Below are 16,590 nucleotides of genomic sequence, written 5' to 3' on the forward strand. Positions count from 1 at the left end.
CCTTTCCGGTTTGCGAGGGTTGGATCAGGCGTCGGCCGCGGTGCGGTCGGGGGCGACGGCCCTCGGGCCGTCGAACATGTCGCGCTGGCGCGGGTGTTCGGTGGAGAGCTCGCCGGCTTCGGTGACCCAGAGGATCGTCGAGCCGCGCTCCTCCTTCGGCCGCTTGGTCGTGATCTCGGCGGCGATCTCGACGCGGCCGTCGGTGACCAGGAGGTTGAGCTTCAGGGTCAGCGAGCCCTTGGCCTTGCCCTTCGGGCCGGCGGCCTCGTTGAGGGCATTGACGGTATCGCGCAGCTCGTCGCGCATCTTCTCGGACAATTCGCCGCCTTCGAGCCAGGCAATGAGGGCGGGCATTTCGCGGAGGAGTTTCATGCGGATGTCCTTTGCTGGGGGCTGCCCGAAAGCTCACTCGCGACGCTCGATCGCTGGCGGAGCCCGGATGAAAGGCCGGCGGCTGGCGCCGCCTGATGCGACGTGTCGTCGTCACCCGGCCCGAGGCGCCCGGCCGCCATGGCGGCGTCGGGGCAGAGGCGGGTGAGGGTCTGGACGAAGCGCTCGGCGGCGAGGGCGAAGGTACAGGGCTTGATCCGGCCCCGGCGCAGCGGCAAAGGCTGGATGCCGGGGGCGAGGTTTGGCCAGGCCGGTGAATGGCCGAAGAGATCGCGGCGCTCGGTGGCGAGTGCCCTGAGATCGTAGGCCTTGACCGCCTCGGCCTGGATGTGGGTCGGCTCGGGGAGGCCGGCGGCGCGCCAGATCGCCCGGTCGAGCCGGCGCTCCACCGCCCGGCCGATGCCGCGCCAGCGGGCGATCCAGGCATCGACGATGTGCTGGGGGGTGGCGTTCTCGGCCATCTTGCCGCGGAACTCCGCCTCTTCGGCCTGTTTGCGTGGGCTCGTCTTGTCGCCGAGGATCGCCTCGTGACCATCATGCAGCAGGCAGAAGGCGGCGGTCAGCGGATCGCCGGTCTCGTCCTCGCAGGCTTCGGCCATCAGCACCGAGTGCTGGGCGACGGCATAGGGCGTCGCCGTCTGGCCGGCATAGCGGGCGAGATTGCCGAGGCCGTGGGCGATCTCGGTGAAGAGATGCTCGGGCCGGATGTCTGGCGCGGCGAGATCGACGAGGCGGCCGGTGACGGTGGCGGCGAAGACGGGGGTCACGCGGCGCCTCCGTCTGGGTCGCTCTCGTCCGGAAAGATGTCGGCGTGTGGTTCGATCTCTGCCAGCACGCGATGCGCGGACTTCCGCTGTTGCTGGACATAGGTCTTGAGCATTTGCGGAAGGCTGTCGGGATTGGTCGGGGCGTCGGCGCAGTTGGTGATCATGTCGTCGATCGCATCCATGGCGTCGATCGCCGACCGCAGCGCGACGGTCAGGGCAGCGAGGGGTGCGGCGTCGCCGCTGCCGATCCCCCCCCGTGTGGGGGAGATGCCTGGCAAGGCAGAGGGGGGCGCCTCGGCGCCGACGCCGGACAGAATGGCGCCGCAGCCGCGGCATTGCGTGCGCAGATCGTTGTTGGTGAAGCCGCAGCTGCAGGCGGGCCGGGCGCCGTCACCGGACAGGATGGCGCCCTCCGTGCCCCCCTCTGGGCTGCCGCCCATCTCCCCCACGAGGGGGGAGATCGGGGCGTCGCCGCCGCGCTCGCTGGACCCCTCGCCCTTCGAGGCTCGCTCCGCGAGCGCCTCAGGATGAGGGGCGCTGCGGCGCGCGGCGGCACGCTGATACGTTTCGAGCGCTGCGAGCATGGCGGCGCCGAGCGTATCGAAATGCGTGATGCGAGGGTCTGCAGCGATGGTGAAGCCCGAGAGCCCGACGGCGTAGACGGGAACGCCGCTGGCGAGCGCGGCGCCGACCTCGACCCATGCCCCCTTCAGGACGTCCTCGTCCTCCCGGTAGCAAACCAGCGCGTCTGCGGTCGAAGCTTCGTGAATGCAGCGCCGCCACAGATCGGCAAGGTCGCCGCTCTCGCCCTCTCCGGCCTCGTCGATCCATGTCGCATTGATCGGCCAGTCGTCACGATCGCGGTAGAGCCGCCAGATTGCGGCATGCCGGGTCTTGCTGGCGACATAAATGCCGCGCTCGCTGGACCCCTCGCCCTTCGAGGCTCGCTCCGCGAGCGCCTCAGGATGAGGGGCGGTGAGGAAGCCGTTGGCGTTCATCGCCTTGGCGATTTCGGCTTGGGCTCCCTCGATGGCCTCGATGGCGTTCAGCGCCCGGGCGATCTGCGGCGCCCAGTCGGCGCGGGGGCAGAGGCAGACGGTCTCGACGGGGCGGCCGTTCTCGATCAGGGCAATGCCGGGCGTGGCGTGGGGCGGGTTGGCTTCGAAGCGGCGGGTCATAGCGCTAGCCTTTCGGCGCGCTTCGCCATCTGGCGAACGCGGCGCGCCTTTTCGCGGGGGCCCTGGTGCGGCTTGTAGCGGGAGCGGCCCGGCTTCTGGGCGGGACGCGTCGTCCGGCGCTTGGGGCTGGCGCGAGGCGGCTCGGCAGGCTGGATGCGCAGTACGTCGAAGCCTTCGCCGATGCCGAAGCGTGAGCCCATGGCCGCGATCGCAGCCAGGGCCATGGCGGCCCGTCCGCCGGTGAAAATGGAGCCGATCGTCATCGCGGTTCTCCGCTTCTGTCGCGCTTGATCTTGGTGATGCGGACGCCGTCCCGCGCCGCCACAGTGCGGGCGGCATCGGGATCGACGGCGCTCACGGTGCGGGCCTCGCCGTCGGAATAGTGGATGCGGAACGGGACCGGCGGGGTGGCGGCCTGCAGCTCGGCACGCTGGTTCATCGGCCGATCCCCCGGATGCTGGCGAAGGCCTCCTGGCCGGCGCGGTCGGTGGCGGCGAGGCGGGCGTTGCCGACGGCGAGGCCGGCGAGGAGGAGGAGGGCGGCGGACGTGAGGGCGCCGGCGTCGACGAGGCGGCGGGCGGTCACGGCTCATACTCCGGGACATCGTCGTATTCCGGAGCTTCGTCACTTGCGGCGATGGCGGGGCGATAGTCGACCGGGCGGACCGGGCGGGGATCGGCGCCGAAGCGATCGCGAGCCATGCGTCGGGCGATGTCCTCGCTGGTCGGGCGGAGGCTGTAGACCGAGGCGCCGCCGTAATATTCCGTGACGTATTCGTCCTCGCCGACGCCGACCGGAATATCGACGCGCAGCATCTTCGACGCGGCGATCTCGACCTCGCTGACACGGCCGGGGCGGACGCGATGGCCCATTAGTTCGAGAATCGCCCAGCCTTCGAAGGCCGGCGCGGTGGTTTCCGCGCTCACGACAGCACCCGTTCGGTCAGCCCGTAGGCGATGCGGCGGGCGGTGGCGGCGTGGCGGCGGAGATCGTCGGGGGTGTAGCCGGCCTCGATCAGATCGGCGTCGGTGCAGGCGCCGGTGAGCGCGGCGTGGTCGATCATCCGGGCGGCCATCGCCTCGGCGGCGGGCGTCGCTTCCGGGATCGCTCTGTCTTCTCCCAGAGCGGCGCGGTGGGCGGCGGCCATGCGGGCAAGTTCGGCGTCGGTGAGGGTGCGGAACTGGATCATCGCCTCAACCCCCGATCACGGGGAGGCGCATGATGCCCTCGGCGAAGCCGAAGCCGATCATCACGGCGGCGGCGATGGCGCAGGTGAAGAAGGTCGCCATCCAGAGGCCGTCGGCGAGGTGCCGGCGACGGGACTCTGCGAGGAGGGCGGCGAGCGCCTCCTCAGCCTCGGCCTCGCTCGCATAATGGAACGAGCCGAAGCGGCGCTCGGCGGCCTCGGAGGTGAAAAAGGCGCCGTCCGGCCGAGCCTGGGAGGGCGAGGCTCCAGACGGCGCAAAGTCCGCTGCTGGGATGGGCAATCGGGCAGCGGTCCGCCGGAAAATGGCGGGCGTTGCCGCAGCGGCCAGACGCGTCAGGCGGGGAAAAAGCGTGGGCGGCGAAGCGATGGGCCCATCGTTCGCGCAACGATGGGCACCGCCCGGCACAGAGCGGGAGGAACGCGCTGCGCCGGACGGCGCAGGCGCCGCCGCCTGGGAGGAGGATTTGACGGCGGAGGGGAAACCGGCGACCCGCCCGAAGGCGGGCCGCGGCTGCGCCATGTCACATACTGCGAGTGACGACGCGGCGCAGGGGGATGAACGTTTGAGCACGAGGAAAACCTCCCATCAGGGTGCGATGGAAGGCATGTAGCCATGACGGCTACGTTCCTGTCAAGAGCGTGTAGCGAATTTCGCTACTGTGCTGTCACTCGCGCGAGACGGCGTAGCGGACGCGGCCGATCACGCGGATCTCCTCGTCCTCACTCCCGCCGTCCACGGGAATGGGCGTCTGAAACCGGGGATCATCAGACTCGGCCAAGAGCCAGAGGCCGCCGTCGGGGTCTCGATGAAGAAGCTTCACGGTCGTCTCGATGGTGCCATCGAGGCGGCGGCGCTCGACGATGTAGCGGCGGCCGGGTATGGGCGCCTCGTTGTCCTGCCAGGGCGCAGTGCAGACGACGACCGAACCTTCGGCATATCGGCGGTTCATGGAAGCCCCGCGCACTTCGGCGGCAAACAGTTCTATGCCGTCGAGTTCCGCGTCGCGTGGAATAGCCACCTCATACCAGTCGTCGCGATCAGGCCATTCGGAGTTTTCCGACCAGACGCCGGCCTGGACGGACGCCTTGACCGTCACGGTGCGGACCATCGCGGGCGAGGAGAGGATCTCGATCGGCGGGACGCCGAGGGCGGCACCGAGCCTTTCCATCCAGCTGGTGGTCATGTCGATCGTGCCGGCGATCAGCTTAGAGATGGTCACCGGATGCGCGTCGACGGCCTCGGCGAGAGCTTCACGTGTGAAGCCCTTTTCCTTCATCAGGGTCTTGATGCGGTTCGGGAGGCGAGCGGTCTGCATGGCGCGACCGTAGCCGTTTCGGCTATGAGCGAAACTGCCATATGCGCTACATCGGCTTGACAGGGAGGTAGCCGATATGGCTACTATTCCGTCCATGTCACACCTCACCCACACGCAATGGCGCGCCGAGACCGGGAAAACCCTGGCGGAAGCGGCTGGTCTCCTCGGGATCGTCGGGCGCAATCCCGCCCGCACCCTGCAGCGCTACGAGCGGGGCGAGCGGCCCTGTCCGCTCGGCATCGCGCTCGCCGCCGAGAAAATCTCCGGCGGGCGCGTCACCCCGGCGAGCTTCGTCGGAGCGCCGCAGGCGCAGGCCGGGGCGGGATATCCAGAGCCCCTGAGGATCGCGCCGTGATGTCATCGCCCTTTGCCGCCTTTCTCGCCGATCTTCAGGACACGCCCCTCGCGGCTTATGTCGCAGAACAGGGTGATCTCGCTCCTTACCTGCGCGATCACCGGTTCGACCTCGAAGGTCTGGAACTCGTCCGCGAAGTCGGGCGCTTTGCGCAGCATCTCGATCACCTTGGCCTCGATGCCGCGGATGTCGTGTTCCGTGAGACGCCCGCGCCGGGCGGCGATGGTGACATCGCTGTAGAGGCGGGTGAGGGCGTGCATCAGGAGAAGGCTGCGCATTTCGGCAGGATTCTGCGGCACCATGGCGTTCGTCCCGGGCTGGCGAGGCTGATGCTCGCCATTGTGGCACGGCCGCAAGGCGCGGACGACTCGTCGCAGCCTGAGGCCGGGGCGGGTGTCGTTGGCGGCGTCGCGGGGCCCCTCGCCCTTCGACAGGCTCAGGATGAGGGGACTGTGGCGGCGGCGGCAGCTTTGGCCGGGCGCGGCGTCACCGATCACCCTCATCCTGAGGTGCGAGCGGAGCGAGCCTCGAAGGGCGAGGGTGAGCGCGGCAGTGTCCATGACGGCGAAACTGCGGCAGCGCGTCGCAGCGCGCATGTGAATTCCCAGACCGAACCATCACGCGAGCTTACGGACGGCGCGGCCGCCGGAAAGGATGCGGCATGAGCGCCCGCTTTTTCGTCGGCCTCCTCGCAGGGATCTTCGTGGCCGGGCTTGTGCTCGAAGCCGCCAAGGCCGGCCTCGCATCGCGGCGCGGCCCGACCGTCACGATCATCGATATCGCCGAGCTTCGCGCCGCGTGCGGCGTGGGGCAGCCGGAGGCGGCGACGGGGCGCGTCGCCTCCGGCAAGACTGGGAGGGTCGTCCAATGAGCGCGTCCGACAAGCACAACCGGCTGGCCCATGACTTCGTGCAGCGGGCAGGGCGCGAGACCCGCAGCTCTTCCGAGTTGCTGGTCGTCGTCGAGTCCATGATCCTCGCGGCTTACCTTTTGTTGACGCGCCTCTACGACCTGCGCCCGGACGTCGCCGATGGCCTCGTCGAGGCTGCCCGGCAGCGCGCTTTCGAGCGCTTCGTCGAGAAGGACGCGCAGCGATGACCGACGTCCTCACCGACGACGAGAAGGCGCTGAAGGTGGTGACGAAGGCGCTGATCGAGGCCTGCGGCGGGCCGGTGGCGGTGGCCTCGGTGCTGGGGGTTGCGCAGAGCCTGGTTTCCAACTGGGGCTCGATGGCCGAGCCGAAGCGCTTCATGCCGCTCTGCCATGTCGCCCATCTGGAGCGGCTGTGCGGCCGGGCGGTGGTCTCGGGCTATCTGGTGCGCCGGCTGGCGGCGCCGGAGGGGCCGGGGGCGCTGGCGCTGTGCGACGTCGCGCGGCTGGCGAGCGAGGGCTCGGACGTCGTGACGGCGGTGCTCAGCGCCCTGTCCGACGGGCGGGTGACCAGCGCCGAGCGCGCCGAGATCCGCCGCGAGGCGGGGGAGCTGATGGCCGCCGCGACGGTGATCCTCGACAAGGTGGGTCAGCCGTGAGCGGGGCGGGCGAGGCCGAGACGTTTCTGGACGGGCGGGTGACGCTGCATGTCGGTGACGTGCGTGAGCGCCTGGCCGCCATGCCTGCGGACAGCGTCGACTGCGTCGTCACCTCGCCGCCCTATTGGGGGCTGCGCGATTATGGCGTCGCCGGGCAGATCGGGCTCGAGCCGACTCTGGCCGAGCATTTGGCCGTCATGGTCGAGGTCTTCGAGGCGGTGCGGCGGGTGCTTAAACCCACAGGGACGCTCTGGCTGAACTATGGCGACTGCTATGCCACCAGCCCGAACGGGCGCAGCGCCGCCGACACCAAGGCGGCGGGCGGCGACGACCGGACGTTCCGCGACAAGCCGTTCTCGACGATCGGCGGCAGCCTGAAGGCCAAGGATCTGTGCATGATCCCGAACCGGCTGGCGATCGCCCTCCAAGATGCCGGCTGGTGGGTGCGCTCGGAAATCGTCTGGGGCAAGACGAACCCGATGCCGGATTCGTCCGGGTCGGCTCGGCCCTCGGTCGCCCACGAGAAGATCTTCCTTCTGACCAAGAGCGGCGACGGCGACGTCTGGCGCGCCCGCGACACCGGCGAGATCAGCTTTCTCCCGGATCTGACCCAGACCGCGCCGCTGACCACCCGCCCCGACCAGCAGGGGCCGCGATGGGTCCGGATCGGCGCCTATTACGATGCTTCGGCGGTGGCTGTCGGCCGCAGGCAAGACGCTGAGGGGCAGACTACTACAGTCCGAGGTCGTTCGACTTATGGTCGCCACACGATGGATTCCCAGATCCCAGACGGGGAGCGGCGCGAGAAGATCCGTGCCCTGACGCCTCGGCATGACGGCCACATCAACCACACCGGCATCGAGGCGACGCCGCGCGGCAAGGGGCGCCTGCTGCGCAATTTCGAGCCGGCGCCGCTGACGGCGTGGGAGTTCGCGATCCGGCCCTTCGCCGACGCGCATTTTGCGACCTTCCCGCCGGAGCTGGCCGAACGCTGCATCCTGGCAGGCTGTCCCAAGGGCGGCGTCGTGCTCGACCCGTTTGGCGGCGCCGGTACGACGGCCCTGGTCGCTCTGCGGCACGGGCGGCGCGGCGCTCTGATCGAACTCAATCCCGACTATGCCGCGCTGTCGCGGCGGCGGATCGAAGCGGAATGGCGGGTCGCGCCGAGGCGCCAGGCTTCCGACATCTCGCCGCTCTTCGCCGCCATCGCCGAGGGCCCTGCCGAGGCCGCCGAATGAACGCCCGGGCCGAGTTCCCCGCCGACTATCATCCGGACCTCGTCGCCTTCGTGCGGGCGCGGGTGAAGGCCGATCCGGCCGGGCGGCTGCAGCTGGATCGCACCTATGAGGCGCTGGGCGGCTTTCTGGCCAATCTCGGCCGGGCCGGACCTCCCTTGCCGTTTGCGATCTTCGCCGCCGAGCTCGCGGTGATGGCGGCCTCCGTCGGCGGCGGGCGCTTCGGCGACACGGTGACGGGGCTCGCCCCGATCTTTTCCGATCCGCTGGCCGACTTCTTCGACGCGGCGTTCCGGGCCCGGCTTGGCGCAATGGTTTCGGTGGAGACGGTGAAGTGCCTGGCCGACGAGGCCGGCTTCACCCATCGCGAGGTGCTGAATTTTGCCCGGGCGCGGGGGCACGAGATCCGCCGCAACGCGGCCGGGCCGGATTTTCTGACGGATCTGGCGTTGGCCGAAGCTGCCGGCGATGGGGGCGCGGCATGAGCCGCCGATCGCGCCGGGCCGAGGTTGTCATGCTGTCGCTCGAGGGTCTGACGACCGCCGAGATCGCACGACGGACGGGGCTGACCCGTGGAACGGTGTCGGTCTATCGGTCGCGTGCTGGGCTCGACCTGCCGCGCGAGCGAGGACCGGAGGAGCCGGAGCCGACGACGCGGACCGTGCGCGTCCCCTTCGATGTCCTTGCCATGCTGCAGCCCTTTGCGGCGGCGCGGGACATTCATGTCTGCCACCTCGCGCGCGACCTGATTGCGACCATTGCCGATGATGGCATTGCCGACGCCGTCCTCGACGATGGCGTCACGACCCCGAAAACCACCGGAGCCCCGCCATGCTGACCGCCGCGCAATCGGCCGCGATCGTCGTCCTGTGGCGATCGGGGCATTTCGACATGCTCGACATCGCCCGGCTTCTGGATCTGCCGGAGCCCGACGTCGTGCTGATGCTTGACGCCGTGCGCAATGCCGAACGGGGCGAGACGGGGCTCGCCGTGGTGCAGGGAGGCCGGGCATGAGCGGCATGGTCCAGCGCCCGCTGATCGTCGACAGCTTCGCCGGCGGCGGTGGCGCCTCCACCGGGATCGAGATGGCCCTCGGCCGCTCGCCCGACATCGCCATCAACCACAACGCCGACGCGCTGGCGATGCACCAGGTCAACCACCCCGACACGCTGCACCTGTCGAAGAACATCTGGCAGGTGGATCCGCTGGACGCCGTCGGCACCCATTTCGGCAGAGGGCGTCCGGTCGGGCTCGCCTGGTTCTCCCCCGACTGCAAGCATTTCTCCAAGGCCAAGGGCGGGCGCCCGGTCAAGCGCAACATCCGCGACCTCGCCTGGGTCGTCGTCCTCTGGGCCAAGCGCGTGCGGCCTGCGGTGATCATCCTGGAGAATGTCGAGGAGTTCCAGAGCTGGGGTCCGCTGGTCGAGACGAAGCCCGGCGTCTTCGTGCCGTGCCCGGACCGGCGCGGGCAGACCTTCCGGCAGTGGGTGAAGGAGCTGAAGCGGCTCGGCTACAAGGTCGAGTTCCGCGAGCTCAGGGCCTGCGACTACGGCGCGCCGACGATCCGCAAGCGCTTCTTCATGATCGCGCGGCGGGACGGCAAGCCGATCGTCTGGCCGGCGCCGAGCCATGGCGCGCCGACGGATCCCGACGTCGTCGCGGGGCATAAGGCGCCCTGGCGGACGGCGGCCGAGATCATCGATTGGTCGCTGCCGTGCCCGTCGATCTTCGACACGGCGGAGGAGATCCGGGCGAAGCACGGCGTGCGGGCGATCCGGCCGCTGGCGGACGCGACGATGCGGCGGATCGCCCGGGGCATCGTGCGCTACGTGCTGGAGGCGAAGAAGCCGTTCCTCGTCAGCGTCGCCCATGGCGACAGCGGCGGGCGGCGGGAATATCCGCTGGACGAACCGGCGGGCACCCAGACGAGCGCGGGAAACTCCCACGCCCTCGTCGCCCCCGTCGTCACCTTCGCCCAGCATGGCGGCGCCAACCGGCCCGCCGACGCGCCGCTGCACACGATCACCGCCAGCCCGAAGGACCAGAATGCGGTGATCGCCGCGCATCTGACGAAGTTCCAGACCGGCTCGACCGGCGCGGGCCTCGACCAGCCGGCGCCGACGATCACCGCCAACAGCCATGTCAAGCGGCCGGGCGGCGCGGCGCCGATCGGGCTCGTCGCGGCGACGATGGTCCAGACGGGATACGGCGAGCGCGAGGGGCAGGCGCCGAGGGCGCTCGACATCGGCCAGCCGATCGGAACGCAGGTGGCCGGCGGTGCGAAGCATGGCGTCGTCGCGGCCTTCCTCGCCCAGCACAACAACGATGCGCGCCGGATCGGCGGCGTCAATCCGGGCCGGGCGGCGGACGAGCCGCTGGCGACGCTCACGGCCTCGGGCGCGCAGCAGCAGGTGGTGGCCGCGCATCTGTCCTGGGCCTACACCTCGAACACGCGCGGCGGCGAGGGTGGCCTCGACCGGCCGAGCAAGACCGTGCTTGCCGGCGGTCAGCATGCCAGCCTGATCTCGGCGTTCCTGACGAAATATTACGGTACCGGGGATGGCGCGGCCGTCGACGGGCCGATGCACACCGACACGACGAAGGACCGCATGGGCCTCGTCACCCTCGACATCGATGGCCAGACCTATGCCATCGCCGACATCGGCATGCGGATGCTGACGCCGCGCGAGCGGTTCCGGGCGCAGGGCTTTCCGGACAGCTACATCATCGACCGGCGGCCCGACGGCTCGCCGATCTCGGCGACGGTGCAGGGCTCGTGCTGCGGCAACTCCGTCTGCCCGCCGCTCGCAGCTGCCCTCGTCGCCGCCAACTGCGCCGACCTTGCAATCCAGCCGATGATGGAAGCCGCCGAATGACCGAGGATCGCACTTCCGGGGCAGGCCGGGCCATGACCGACGCCTTCATCGAGGAGGCCCGCACCGTCACCGTCGGCGAGGCGGCCGATCGGCTGGGCGTTACCGGCCTCAAGCGGATCGCCACCGGCGAGGAGGCGGGGCCGTGCCCGGTCTGCGGCGGGACGGACCGATTCGCCGTCAACCGGCTGAAGAACGCCTGGATCTGCCGGGGCGCCGGTGAGGGCCGCGACGGGATCTCGCTGGCGGCGCATCTTCTCGGCCTCGACGTCAAGCGGCGCGAGGATTTCCTCGCCGCCTGCGCCGCGGCGCTGGGCCGCGACGTGCCGGGCGAGGCGCCGGAGAGTGCCGAGGACCGGGCGGCGCGGGACGCGCGGCTGGCGGCGCGCAAGGCCGAGGCGGCAGCGGCATCCGAGGCCAGCGAGCGGGAGGCCAATGCCTTTCGCGAGCGGGAGATCGGCAAGGCGCGGGGAAAATGGGAGCATGCGGTTCCGATCGACCCTCATCCTGAGCCTGTCGAAGGGCGAGGGTCTATGGCGCGGGCGTCGGCGGGTGGGGTTTCCCCCGTCCTTCGACAGGCTCAGGATGAGGGAAACCCCAGATCCGCCGTCCGGGCCTATCTCACGGGCCGGCTCGGCGGCTTTGCCCTGCCGGTGCTGCCCTTTGCCCGGGCGATCGTCGACGAGGCCTATTGGCACGGCACGGACGAGGGCGGGCGCCCGGTGGCGATCCATTCGGGGCAGGCGATGGTGCTGCCCTTCGTCGATGCGGGCGGTGCCGTCGTCGGCTGCCATCTGACCTGGCTCGATGCGCGCGGGCGAAAGGGGCGGCCGGATCTGGTCGACCCCGCAACCGGCGAGCGGCTGGCGACGAAGAAGATGCGCGGCCGCAAGAAGGGCGGGCTCATCCCGCTGATCGGGTTTCTTGAGATCGAGGGGAAGATCCTGCCGGACCCTGCGCGAACGCGCTTCGTCTGCGGCGAGGGGATCGAGAACGTGCTGGCCGTGGCAGTGGCCGAGGGCGCGCGGGGCGACACGATCTATGCGGCCGCCGGCGATCTCGGCAATCTGGCGGGGCGGGCCGAGGGTAGGTTCCCGCATCCGACCCTGAAGAACCGCGGCGGCAAGGCGCCGCTCAGGGTGGCGGGGCCGGAGCCGAAGGCGGGCGAACCGGCGGATGCGGCAGCCCAGGTGCCGAAGCATGTGAGCGAGGTGCTGCTCGTCGCCGACGCCGATTCCGAGATCGTCGCGACGGGCGCGGCGATGATGCGGGCGGAGATCCGGTTCGGTGCCGAAGGGCGGACGGTGGCGACGGCCTGGCCGCCGCGGGGGCGGGATTTTGCCGATCTGCTGGCGGCGCGGGAGGTGGCGGCGTGATGCTTGTCCCCCCGATCATGCATATCGAAGCGATCGACCGTCGAGATGTGAACCAACTGCTTGTGGCGTGGGGTCACCGCATGGGGGCGGTCAATCGGCCTGTCTACTCATTTGAAGCCCACCACGCGATGTTCCAGCATGGTGAGCCGGTGGCCGTGACAGTCACGGGCGAAACGGCTCGTGAAGTCGTCGGCAGCACCGGTTTATTCAGGACAGAAGTCGCGGAACTCGTTCGTCTTTGCGCATTGCGGCCTGGCATGTGCAGGCCGATGCTCCGTATTTGGCGAGAGATGATCTTCCCTTTGATCGCCGCCAGGCACCGGCGTTCGTTCGCTGTCTCGTATCAAGACGAAGCTCTCCACACCGGCAACCTTTATCGCTTCGATGGATGGATTTTCATCGGAAAGGGCGGTGGCGGCGGACTTGATAGCCGCACCGGCAGATCTGGCCGCAGCATGAAGATCTGGGGGTGGGCCCAGACCGAAGCCGATCTGGATAAACTCCGTGCTCTTCGTCGTCTTACCAATAAGGCGGCCTGACCGATGGGAGGGGGACATGACCAGCGCGAGGCCGTCCTCGCCTATCTCGCCCGAGCCGGGCTGACGGCGGATGGCGCGCCCTTCGAGGCCCGTCCTGGCGGACGGGCACCTCAGGATGAGGGATCGGCAAAAGCCCCATCCCCGTCTTTCGATGCAAGGTTCGATCCCGCCACCTCGTCCCCGGCGCAGGAGGACGACGACGGGCCGGCCCTGTCGCCGGAGGAGATCCTCGAGGAATGCCGTCTGGAGCCGGAGACGGACATCGGCAACGGCCGCCGCCTGCTGATCCGCTATGGCGACCGGATCTGTCATGTCGCCCGGGTGGCCTGGCACGGCTATGACGGGCGCCGCTGGAAGGAGGACGAGGACGGCTCGATCGTTCGCCCGCTGGCCCAGAAGGCGGCCGAGATGATCGTCGAGGAGGCCTATGGCCTCGACGGCAGCGAGGAAGAGCAGGCGGCGATCGTCGCCGGCAAGGCGGCGCGCGAGGAGCTGAAGGCGCTGGGCAAGGCCGTCGCGGCACGGCAGCGGGCGGAGGGGCAACCGACGTCGCAGGAGGCGAGGTGGCTGGCCCGGCTCGCCATTGTCGCCGCGCAAGGCGAGGCGGCCCGGGAAACGGCGAAGCGGCTGAGCTTCGAGCGCAAGGCGCGGGTGTCGACAGATGGCGAGGAGCCGGCCCTTTCGCCGGAGGAAATCCGGCGCGAAGCCGCGCGCATCGATGCGGCGCTGGCCGAGCATGCGGGCGCAGGAGCCCGGGCCGCCAAGGCGGCGAAGGATCTCGACGCGGCGATCAAGGCGCGCAAGAGCGCCGAATGGACGGCGGAGGAGGCCGGGCAGGCCGAGGCGCTGAAGGACCGGATCGCCGCGATGGAGGAGGCCAAGGAAGCGATTTCCGGCCGCATGTCCTCGCGCTTCCGCCACGCCAAGAGCGCCGCCGGCACCACTAAGATCAACAACATGCTGACCGAGGCCGCGCCGCACTGCGCCCGGCTCGTCGGCGACCTCAACCGCGACCGCCTCGCCCTCAACTGTGCGAACGGAACGCTGCGCTTCGTGCAGCGCGAGGACGAAGAGAGCGACCCGGACGACCCGCGCTTCGTCTGGACGTTGGAGCGGCACCCGCATCGCCAGGCCGACTACATCACCAAGCTGGTGCCATTTGATTCCCCGCCCTTAAGCTCCTCGCCTTCGGCGTCGTCGCTGGCGGGTCCCGATGGCAGCTGGCAGGCGCGGGCGCCGCATTTCGACAAGTTCCTGAAGACGGTGCAGCCGGACCCGGAGATGCGGGCCTTTCTGAAGCGCTTCTTCGGCTACTGCCTGACGGGACTGACCTCCGAACAATGCCTCGTGTTCTTCTACGGGATCGGGCGGAACGGCAAGTCGACGCTGACCGATCTCCTCTCCCATGTCCTCGACGACTATGCCGTGACGCTGTCGATCGACTCGTTTGCCGGCGATTCGCGCCGGGGCGGCGCCGAGGCGACGCCGGATCTCGCCCGGCTGCCCGGCGCCCGCGTCGTCTTCGCGGCCGAGCCGGAAATGGGCGTCAAGCTGAAGGACGCGCTGATCAAGCAGCTGACCGGCGGCGAGAAGATGCCGGTGCGCCGGCTGCATCAGGACTTCTTCGAGGTCGACCCGCATTTCAAGATCGTGTTGTCGGGCAACCACAAGCCGCGCATCGACGACACCTCCGACGGCATCTGGCGCCGCGTCCACATGGTGCCCTTCGAGGTGCAGATCCCGAAGGAGGCCGTCGACCGGGCGCTGGCCGGAAAGCTGAAGCGGGAGGCCGAGGGCGTTCTCGCTTGGGCGCTCGAGGGCGCGCTGGAATATCTCAACTATGGGCTCAATCCGCCGGCCAAGGTGCTGGCGGCGACGCAGGACTATCGCGAGGAGAGCGACCCGATCGGCGGCTTCATCCGCGCCGCCTGTCTCGTCTCCGGGGCGGAGGCCGACATGGTGACGCCTGGCGAGCTGTTCGACGCCTATTCCCGCTGGGCGGTGCGCGAGGGCGCGGCCGAGTTCAAGCAGGCGACCTTCTCGAAGCGATTTCCCGACTATGCCCAGAAGAGCTGGGAGGGGTCCGACGGCAAGATGCACGTCTTCTGGAAGGCCAAGGTCAGCACCACCGTCTACAAGGGCCTCGTCATCAGATCCGAGTTTCAGCCGCAGGCGAGCGGCGGGCCGGGCGACTACCCGGCCGATTATGGGGGCGGGCGATGACGCGAGCTCATCGCCTTGCGCACCCTTTCTCACTGAAGCGCTCGCGGACCATGAGGAGATCCAACGATGATCGATGACGAACGATGCCGCGCCTGCCGGTTTTGGGACACCAGGCAGGTCGGAACTGAGGGGACGGCGATCGAACACTGTGTGTCCGGCGCCGAGGAGACGCTGGGCGTCGAGATCGAGGACGGCACGGGCCATGCGGGTCTCTGCCGTCGAAGCCCACCCGCGCCCAAGAAAGAGCGATGGCCGGTTACATTCGCCGACGACTGGTGCGGCGAGTTCAGGGCGGCGCCGCCGTTCTGATGACGCTGCGAACCCGCACCCTTTGCCTTGTGAGACGACCGGATGCCGGTTTGCGCCCTTCGTCTCGTCGAATGAGGGACGGCAGGGACGCTGGAGGCGGGGTTTTCGCGTTTGCGTCCCTGTCAAAGGGTGTGGGGTTTCAACAGCTTGCGACGCTAGGGACGCTAGGGACGGTAATTTTCAGGTTTCGCATGCAGGCGCGCATGTGCGGGTGTGGGTGATCTTTCTTTGCGCCATGCCTGTGTTTCGAGAGTGAGAGAGACCGGCCGAACTCCATACGTAACGCGAGTTCTTGCGTCCCTAGCGTCCCTAGCGGCCCTATCGTTTTCAACCATCCTTCGTTTTCTTCGAAAATACAGAGAGTTAAGCAGAAAGGCAGGAGATGGGTTTGAGGGACGCAAGCGGGAAAATCAGGGACGCTAGGGACGATAGGTCGAAACACGAGGGTTGTGACGCATGAAACGGATCAAGATCGAGGATCTCTTGGCCTGGGCTTATCGGCAGGAATTGCCGAAGGCGGGGTGGAGCGGGCGGCAGGGGCCGGTGATGGCGTCGCCCTGCTTTGCCGGGCTGGCGACGCTGGGCACCCACATCGACGCCTCCAACGGCTTCGGGCTCTTCCCGGACCTGTCGGCCGATGCCGAGCCGCATCCCGACGCCATTGCCGTCGACAAGGTGGTGCGCTCTTTCAGGGACGCGTGGTTCGAGGCACCGGAGGGATACGACGTCCTCGGCGATGTCGTGCCGGTCGGAGACGAGCCGATGACCGACGACGAGCGGGCCGAGGCCCATGCGCGGGGCCTCGCCATGGTGCCGATCATGCTTCAGGGCCGGATGCCGGGAACGCTGATCCGCCATGCGCTGCTCGGCTCCGTGCCGGAGTGGCGGCGTCCGGACATCGTCCAGCGCAAGACGGTGCGCAATGCCCAGGGCGGGGCTGCCTGGTTCCGAAAGGTGTGGCGCGCGGCGGGCGAGGGGCGGCCTGAGATCGCCATCGAGATCGACGGGTTCGACCGGGTGCGCCGGCGGCCGCATCCGGCGGCCTATCGCAAGACGGTGTTCGCGCCGGATCTGGCCGGGCTGGTGGCGGACCGGATCGCCTACCAGGCCTATGTGATCTCGCTGGCGGCGCTTGCCGGCGATCTGGATGGACGGCTGGCCGAGCATGGCGTCGACGGGCCGGGCTTGCGCCTGTGGCCGTGGGAGGCGGAGGGCGAGCGGGATGGTGCCGCGGTCGAATTCGGCGGGAAACCTGAAGGGGTGTCGTCAGCGGGGCGGGATGCCGCTTGACTT

Annotated in this window: 25 protein-coding genes; 14 read left to right on the plus strand and 11 right to left on the minus strand. The window is 69.3% G+C overall.

The window, feature by feature from the left end; all coding sequences use genetic code 11:
* Positions 1–24: 24 nt before the first annotated feature.
* The 10 genes from ATO4_RS19980 to ATO4_RS20025 all read right to left on the minus strand — a co-directional run bounded on the left by ATO4_RS19980 (position 25) and on the right by ATO4_RS20025 (position 4,954).
* Positions 25–372 (minus strand): hypothetical protein, encoded by a 348-nt coding sequence (locus ATO4_RS19980; RefSeq protein WP_083593376.1) that lies wholly within the window; start codon positions 370–372, stop codon positions 25–27.
* Positions 369–1,157 carry a hypothetical protein gene (locus tag ATO4_RS19985; protein ID WP_083593378.1) on the minus strand — a complete coding sequence of 263 codons (789 nt, stop codon included), beginning with the start codon at positions 1,155–1,157 and terminating at the stop codon, positions 369–371. Before ATO4_RS19985 ends, ATO4_RS19980 begins: the two co-directional genes overlap by 4 nt.
* The gene (locus tag ATO4_RS19990) at positions 1,154–2,335 is read right to left on the minus strand and encodes a hypothetical protein (protein ID WP_083593379.1); all 1,182 of its coding nucleotides are present in this window, start codon (positions 2,333–2,335) and stop codon (positions 1,154–1,156) included. The genes ATO4_RS19985 and ATO4_RS19990 overlap by 4 nt, the downstream gene beginning before the upstream one ends.
* On the minus strand, positions 2,332–2,598 hold the full coding sequence (locus tag ATO4_RS19995; protein ID WP_083593381.1) for a hypothetical protein: 267 nt from the start codon (positions 2,596–2,598) through the stop codon (positions 2,332–2,334). The genes ATO4_RS19990 and ATO4_RS19995 overlap by 4 nt, the downstream gene beginning before the upstream one ends.
* A complete protein-coding gene (locus ATO4_RS27830) occupies positions 2,595–2,774 on the minus strand; it encodes a hypothetical protein (RefSeq protein ID WP_176223070.1) in 180 nt (59 codons plus the stop codon). Before ATO4_RS27830 ends, ATO4_RS19995 begins: the two co-directional genes overlap by 4 nt.
* Complete coding sequence (locus tag ATO4_RS27835) at positions 2,771–2,920, minus strand: hypothetical protein (protein ID WP_176223071.1); 150 nt, start codon at positions 2,918–2,920, stop codon at positions 2,771–2,773. Before ATO4_RS27835 ends, ATO4_RS27830 begins: the two co-directional genes overlap by 4 nt.
* Positions 2,917–3,261, minus strand: coding sequence for a hypothetical protein (locus tag ATO4_RS20005; RefSeq protein ID WP_083593386.1), 345 nt, complete (start codon positions 3,259–3,261; stop codon positions 2,917–2,919). Before ATO4_RS20005 ends, ATO4_RS27835 begins: the two co-directional genes overlap by 4 nt.
* Positions 3,258–3,524 carry a hypothetical protein gene (locus tag ATO4_RS20010; RefSeq protein WP_083593390.1) on the minus strand — a complete coding sequence of 89 codons (267 nt, stop codon included), beginning with the start codon at positions 3,522–3,524 and terminating at the stop codon, positions 3,258–3,260. Before ATO4_RS20010 ends, ATO4_RS20005 begins: the two co-directional genes overlap by 4 nt.
* Before the next feature lie 4 nt (positions 3,525–3,528).
* Positions 3,529–3,822 carry a hypothetical protein gene (locus ATO4_RS20015; protein ID WP_083593392.1) on the minus strand — a complete coding sequence of 98 codons (294 nt, stop codon included), beginning with the start codon at positions 3,820–3,822 and terminating at the stop codon, positions 3,529–3,531.
* A gap of 385 nt (positions 3,823–4,207) precedes the next feature.
* Positions 4,208–4,954 carry a LexA family transcriptional regulator gene (locus ATO4_RS20025; protein ID WP_176223072.1) on the minus strand — a complete coding sequence of 249 codons (747 nt, stop codon included), beginning with the start codon at positions 4,952–4,954 and terminating at the stop codon, positions 4,208–4,210.
* Between ATO4_RS20025 and ATO4_RS20030 the strand changes: the two genes are divergently transcribed.
* A complete protein-coding gene (locus ATO4_RS20030) occupies positions 4,935–5,213 on the plus strand; it encodes a helix-turn-helix transcriptional regulator (RefSeq protein WP_139802573.1) in 279 nt (92 codons plus the stop codon). The two genes, ATO4_RS20025 and ATO4_RS20030, sit on opposite strands and share 20 nt — an antisense overlap.
* A gap of 2 nt (positions 5,214–5,215) precedes the next feature.
* Here the strand turns inward: ATO4_RS20030 and ATO4_RS20035 are convergent, their stop codons facing one another.
* Positions 5,216–5,809, minus strand: a complete 594-nt coding sequence (locus ATO4_RS20035; protein WP_083593402.1) for a hypothetical protein — start codon at positions 5,807–5,809, stop codon at positions 5,216–5,218.
* A gap of 65 nt (positions 5,810–5,874) precedes the next feature.
* On the opposite strand from ATO4_RS20035, the gene ATO4_RS20040 reads away from it, so the two are divergent.
* The 13 genes from ATO4_RS20040 to ATO4_RS20100 all read left to right on the plus strand — a co-directional run bounded on the left by ATO4_RS20040 (position 5,875) and on the right by ATO4_RS20100 (position 16,587).
* Entirely contained in the window at positions 5,875–6,084 is a 210-nt protein-coding gene (locus tag ATO4_RS20040) for a hypothetical protein (protein WP_083593405.1), read from the plus strand.
* A complete protein-coding gene (locus ATO4_RS20045) occupies positions 6,081–6,311 on the plus strand; it encodes a hypothetical protein (RefSeq protein ID WP_083593408.1) in 231 nt (76 codons plus the stop codon). The genes ATO4_RS20040 and ATO4_RS20045 overlap by 4 nt, the downstream gene beginning before the upstream one ends.
* A complete protein-coding gene (locus tag ATO4_RS20050; protein WP_083593410.1) occupies positions 6,308–6,742 on the plus strand; it encodes a hypothetical protein in 435 nt (144 codons plus the stop codon). Before ATO4_RS20045 ends, ATO4_RS20050 begins: the two co-directional genes overlap by 4 nt.
* On the plus strand, positions 6,739–7,980 hold the full coding sequence (locus tag ATO4_RS20055; RefSeq protein WP_245308848.1) for a site-specific DNA-methyltransferase: 1,242 nt from the start codon (positions 6,739–6,741) through the stop codon (positions 7,978–7,980). Before ATO4_RS20050 ends, ATO4_RS20055 begins: the two co-directional genes overlap by 4 nt.
* On the plus strand, positions 7,977–8,462 hold the full coding sequence (locus ATO4_RS20060; RefSeq protein WP_083593413.1) for a hypothetical protein: 486 nt from the start codon (positions 7,977–7,979) through the stop codon (positions 8,460–8,462). Before ATO4_RS20055 ends, ATO4_RS20060 begins: the two co-directional genes overlap by 4 nt.
* Positions 8,459–8,815 (plus strand): sigma-70 region 4 domain-containing protein, encoded by a 357-nt coding sequence (locus ATO4_RS20065; RefSeq protein ID WP_083593415.1) that lies wholly within the window; start codon positions 8,459–8,461, stop codon positions 8,813–8,815. Before ATO4_RS20060 ends, ATO4_RS20065 begins: the two co-directional genes overlap by 4 nt.
* Positions 8,809–8,991 carry a hypothetical protein gene (locus tag ATO4_RS20070; protein WP_083593418.1) on the plus strand — a complete coding sequence of 61 codons (183 nt, stop codon included), beginning with the start codon at positions 8,809–8,811 and terminating at the stop codon, positions 8,989–8,991. Before ATO4_RS20065 ends, ATO4_RS20070 begins: the two co-directional genes overlap by 7 nt.
* On the plus strand, positions 8,988–10,853 hold the full coding sequence (locus tag ATO4_RS20075) for a DNA cytosine methyltransferase (RefSeq protein ID WP_348626476.1): 1,866 nt from the start codon (positions 8,988–8,990) through the stop codon (positions 10,851–10,853). Before ATO4_RS20070 ends, ATO4_RS20075 begins: the two co-directional genes overlap by 4 nt.
* A complete protein-coding gene (locus tag ATO4_RS20080; RefSeq protein ID WP_245308849.1) occupies positions 10,850–12,226 on the plus strand; it encodes a primase-helicase zinc-binding domain-containing protein in 1,377 nt (458 codons plus the stop codon). Before ATO4_RS20075 ends, ATO4_RS20080 begins: the two co-directional genes overlap by 4 nt.
* Entirely contained in the window at positions 12,226–12,765 is a 540-nt protein-coding gene (locus tag ATO4_RS20085) for a hypothetical protein (protein ID WP_083593421.1), read from the plus strand. Before ATO4_RS20080 ends, ATO4_RS20085 begins: the two co-directional genes overlap by 1 nt.
* A gap of 3 nt (positions 12,766–12,768) precedes the next feature.
* A complete protein-coding gene (locus ATO4_RS20090; protein WP_083593423.1) occupies positions 12,769–14,988 on the plus strand; it encodes a phage/plasmid primase, P4 family in 2,220 nt (739 codons plus the stop codon).
* Between the two features lie 66 nt (positions 14,989–15,054).
* Positions 15,055–15,297: a hypothetical protein gene (locus tag ATO4_RS20095; RefSeq protein ID WP_083593426.1), complete on the plus strand. Its 243-nt coding sequence runs from the start codon at positions 15,055–15,057 to the stop codon at positions 15,295–15,297.
* A gap of 456 nt (positions 15,298–15,753) precedes the next feature.
* The gene (locus tag ATO4_RS20100) at positions 15,754–16,587 is read left to right on the plus strand and encodes a hypothetical protein (protein WP_083593429.1); all 834 of its coding nucleotides are present in this window, start codon (positions 15,754–15,756) and stop codon (positions 16,585–16,587) included.
* The last annotated feature ends 3 nt before the right edge of the window (positions 16,588–16,590 follow it).

This window comes from Aurantimonas sp. 22II-16-19i (assembly GCF_002088275.1).
GTDB lineage: Bacteria > Pseudomonadota > Alphaproteobacteria > Rhizobiales > Rhizobiaceae > Jiella.